This window comes from Haladaptatus sp. DYF46 (genome assembly GCF_021083305.1).
Lineage (GTDB): Archaea > Halobacteriota > Halobacteria > Halobacteriales > Haladaptataceae > Haladaptatus.
In genome coordinates this window covers 1-4,317 of record NZ_JAJFAY010000020.1, presented here as the reverse complement: position 1 = coordinate 4,317, position 4,317 = coordinate 1, and the positions used below count along the sequence as shown (strand labels likewise).

1 tRNA gene and 3 rRNA genes are annotated in these 4,317 nt (G+C 55.7%); all 4 read left to right on the top strand.

Going from position 1 to position 4,317, the window contains the following annotated elements:
• A 16S ribosomal RNA gene (locus LJF34_RS28725) occupies positions 1–658 on the top strand; the annotation flags it as partial.
• Positions 659–783: 125 nt separating this feature from the next.
• Positions 784–855: transfer RNA gene (locus LJF34_RS28720), tRNA-Ala, on the top strand.
• Positions 856–1,071: 216 nt separating this feature from the next.
• Positions 1,072–3,992: ribosomal RNA gene (locus LJF34_RS28715) — 23S ribosomal RNA — on the top strand.
• A 126-nt stretch (positions 3,993–4,118) separates the two neighbouring features.
• Positions 4,119–4,240 (top strand): 5S ribosomal RNA (gene rrf / locus LJF34_RS28710).
• Positions 4,241–4,317: the final 77 nt, after the last annotated feature.

The following is a 4,317-nucleotide window of genomic DNA, read 5'->3' as shown; positions in this document are numbered from 1 at the left end:
AAGCGAGCCGCCTGGGAAGTACGTCCGCAAGGATGAAACTTAAAGGAATTGGCGGGGGAGCACTACAACCGGAGGAGCCTGCGGTTTAATTGGACTCAACGCCGGACATCTCACCAGCATCGACAATAGCTGTGACAGTCAGTGTGATGAGCTTACTAGAGCTTTTGAGAGGAGGTGCATGGCCGCCGTCAGCTCGTACCGTGAGGCGTCCTGTTAAGTCAGGCAACGAGCGAGACCCGCACTCTTAATTGCCAGCAGCACCCTTGTGGTGGCTGGGTACATTAGGAGGACTGCCGCTGCCAAAGCGGAGGAAGGAACGGGCAACGGTAGGTCAGCATGCCCCGAATGTGCTGGGCTACACGCGGGCTACAATGGTCGAGACAATGGGTTGCAACCCCGAGAGGGGGCGCTAATCTCCGAAACTCGATCGTAGTTCGGATTGAGGACTGAAACTCGTCCTCATGAAGCTGGATTCGGTAGTAATCGCGCTTCAGCAGAGCGCGGTGAATACGTCCCTGCTCCTTGCACACACCGCCCGTCAAAGCACCCGAGTGAGGTCCGGATGAGGCCATCAAGCGATGGTCGAATCTGGGCTTCGCAAGGGGGCTTAAGTCGTAACAAGGTAGCCGTAGGGGAATCTGCGGCTGGATCACCTCCTAACGAACGAGATCAGGCCGACGTGCCTGACTCACTTTGGGATTATCCTCGACGACCTCGACCACGCAACTGGTCGGGCACCTTTGAACTGCCAGGGTTAACACAGCCCTCGCCTCGTGGCGAGGCGGGCCCATAGCTCAGTGGTAGAGTGCCTCCTTTGCAAGGAGGATGCCCAGGGTTCGAATCCCTGTGGGTCCATAGCGTGGGACGGTTCGAATCGTGCCCCTTAAGTAGTGGGCGACGAAACGAACTATTCCCAACAAACCGATGCACCAATCCGTGAAAACGCGATTGGGAAGGGTTCGACACACGCACTCGGCGACCACCGTGTCGTGTAATGACAACCGTATGTACGTGCAATCCAGACGTCCACTGGACTCACACATCGTGAGTTTACAGTGAATCCAAGTTATTCCAACGTGGCTACTGTGCCACCTGGTGAATGGCTCGGCTCGAGCGCCGACGACGGACGTGCCAAGCTGCGAAAAGCCTGAGGAAGCCGCACGGAGGCTAAGAACTCAGGATCTCCAAATGGGAATCCCCACCGCAATTGCTTCGCGCAATGGGGAACGCCGAGAATTGAAACATCTCAGTATCGGCAGGAACAAAAAGCAAACGCGATGTCGCTAGTAACGGCGAGTGAACACGACACAGTCCAAACCGAAGCCCTCACGGGCAATGTGGTGTCCGGACTGACATTCATCATCGGAACCGTCTCATGAAGTCTCCTGGAACGGAGCGTGAAACAGGGTGACAATCCCGTAATGAGAACCAGTACGATGTGCGTCAGCTCCCGAGTAGCAGGGGTCGGAAATCCCTTGTGAATATCGCGGGCAACGACCGCGAAGACTCAATACGACTCGAGACCGATAGCGAACAAGTAGTGTGAACGAACGCTGAAAAGCACCCCGAAAAGGGAGGTGCAATAGGGCCTGAACTCAGGTGGCGATGGAGCGACAGGGCATACAAGGCCCACCGAAAAACGACCCGGGCGCAAGCCCGCAGTAGGAATCGGTGGGAGCCGATGTTCTGTCGTACGTTTTGAAAAACGAGCCAGGGAGTGTATCTAATTGGCGAGCCTAACCCGTGTATCGGGGCAGGCACAGGGAAACCAATACGGCCGCAGCGCTTTGCGCGAGGGCCACCGTCTTCAAGGGCGGGGAGTCAACTGGATACGACCCGAAACCGGATGATCTACGCATGAGCAAGACGAAGCGTGGCGAAAGCCACGTGGAGGTCTGTTAGAGTTGGTGTCCTACAATACCCTCTCGTGACTTATGTGTAGGGGTGAAAGGCCCATCGAATCCGGCAACAGCTGGTTCCAACCGAAACATGTCGAAGCATGACCTTCACTAAGGTAGTTCGTGGGGTAGAGCGACCGATTGGGAGAACCGCCTCCGAGAGGAGTCGGCCTCCCTGTCAAACTCCAAACCTACGGACGCCGTTGACGTGAGGAATCCGGTGCGCGGGGTAAGCCTGTGTACCGTGAGGGAGACAACCCAGAGCTGGGTTAAGGTCCCAAAGTGCGAGCTAAGTGCGATTGAAGGTGGTCGCAAGCCCTAAACAGCCGGGAGGTGAGCTTAGAAGCAGCTACCCTCTAAGAACAGCGTAACAGCTTACCGGCCGAGGTTTGCGGCGCCGAAAATGATCGGGGCTCAAGCTCGCCACCGAGACCTAGCAGCGCTCTTGATCGAGCGATCTAGTAGGTTGGCATTCTGGATGGGTGGAAGCACGGGCGAGAGTTCGTGTGGACCGTTCAGTATCGAAAATCCTGGCCATAGTAGCAGCGTTAGTCGGGTTAGACCCCCGACGACCTTATGAGTAAGGGTTCCTCAGCAATGCTAATCAGCTGAGGGTTAGCCGATCCTAAGTCCTACCGTAATTCGAATAGGACGATAGGGAAACTGGTTAATATTCCAGTGCTAACACACATTCAAAGTCGACGCTTCAGGAAACATCAAGCCGGGTTTTCGCCCGGTCAAACCGTCAAAATCCGTGGAAGCCGTAATGGCAGGAAGCGGATGAACGGCGGGAGAGCGAAAGTTGGTGGTACCCGGAGCCCGTGAAAAGACGAGTGTGTTAATCGTACCGAGATCCGACACAGGTACTCTGGCGGTGAAAGCCAAGGTCTGTCGGGAGCAACCGACGTTAGGGAATTCGGCAAGTTAGTCCCGTAAGTTCGCGATAAGGGATGCCTGCTCTGTATAAGAGCAGGCCGCAGTGACTCGGACGCTCCAACTGTCTAGTAACAACATAGGTGACCGCAAATCCGCAAGGACTCGTACGGTCACTGAATCCTGCCCAGTGCGGGTATCTGAACACCTAGTACAATAGGACGAAGGACCCGTTAACGGCGGGGGTAACTATGACCCTCTTAAGGTAGCGTAGTACCTTGCCGCTTCAGTAGCGGCTTGCATGAATGGATCAATGAGAGCGTCACTGTCCCAACGTTGGGCCCGGTGAACTGTACATTCCAGTGCGGAGTCTGGAGACCCCCAAGGGGAAGCGAAGACCCTATAGAGCTTTACTGCAGGCTGTCGCTGGGACGTGGTCGCTACTGTGCAGAATAGGTAGGAGCCGTTACACAGGTATCCGCGCTAGCGGATCACCGAGGCATCAGTGAAATACTACCCGGTAGTGACTGCGACCCTCACTCCTGGCGGAGGACACCGGTAGCCAGGCAGTTTGACTGGGGCGGTACGCGCTCGAAAAGATATCGAGCGCGCCCCAAGATTTCCTCACTCGGGTCGGAGACCCGAGGAAGAGCGCAAGAGCAAAAGGAAGTCTGACAGTGTCCTACACAACGAGGGACGCTGACGCGAAAGCGTGGTCTAGCGAACCAATGAGGCTGCTTGTTGCGGCCCATTGATGACAGAAAAGCTACCTTAGGGATAACAGAGTCGTCACCGGCAAGAGCACATATCGACCCGGTGGCTTGCTACCTCGATGTCGGTTCCCTCCATCCTGCCCGTGCAGAAGCGGGCAAGGGTGAGGTTGTTCGCCTATTAAAGGAGGTCGTGAGCTGGGTTTAGACCGTCGTGAGACAGGTCGGCTGCTATCTATTGGGGGTGTTACGATACTTGACGAGAACGTTCGTATAGTACGAGAGGAACTACGAATGGGTGCCACTGGTGTACCGGTCGTCCGAAAGGGCGCGTGCCGGGCAGCTACGCACCACGGGGTAAGAGCTGAACGCATCTAAGCTCGAAACCCACTTGGAAAAGAAGTATCACCTGAGATCACTCGTAGAAGACGAGTTCGATAGGCTCGGGATGTACGCGCCGAGGCAACGAGGCGTTCAGTCCGCGAGTACTAACAGATCGACGCCACACAATCATACCGCATTTGGTTTCACACTCATGGAGTGTGAGTCCAGGCGTATACTGGATTGCACGTACATATTGATCGGTTCATCAACGATTGGTATCCACTGGGCACGGTTCGATTCCGTGCGTTGACGTTAAGGCGGCCAGAGCGATAGGGCGACACCCGTACCCATCCCGAACACGGAAGTTAAGCCTGTCTGCGTTTCGGTCAGTACTGGAGTGCGCGAGCCTCTGGGAAATTCGATTCGCCGCCTCCCACTCATACTTACAGTCATCAACCCTCACAGAGTAGCGGCTCTGTGGGGGTTTTTGTATTTTATTCGGACGCCGAGAG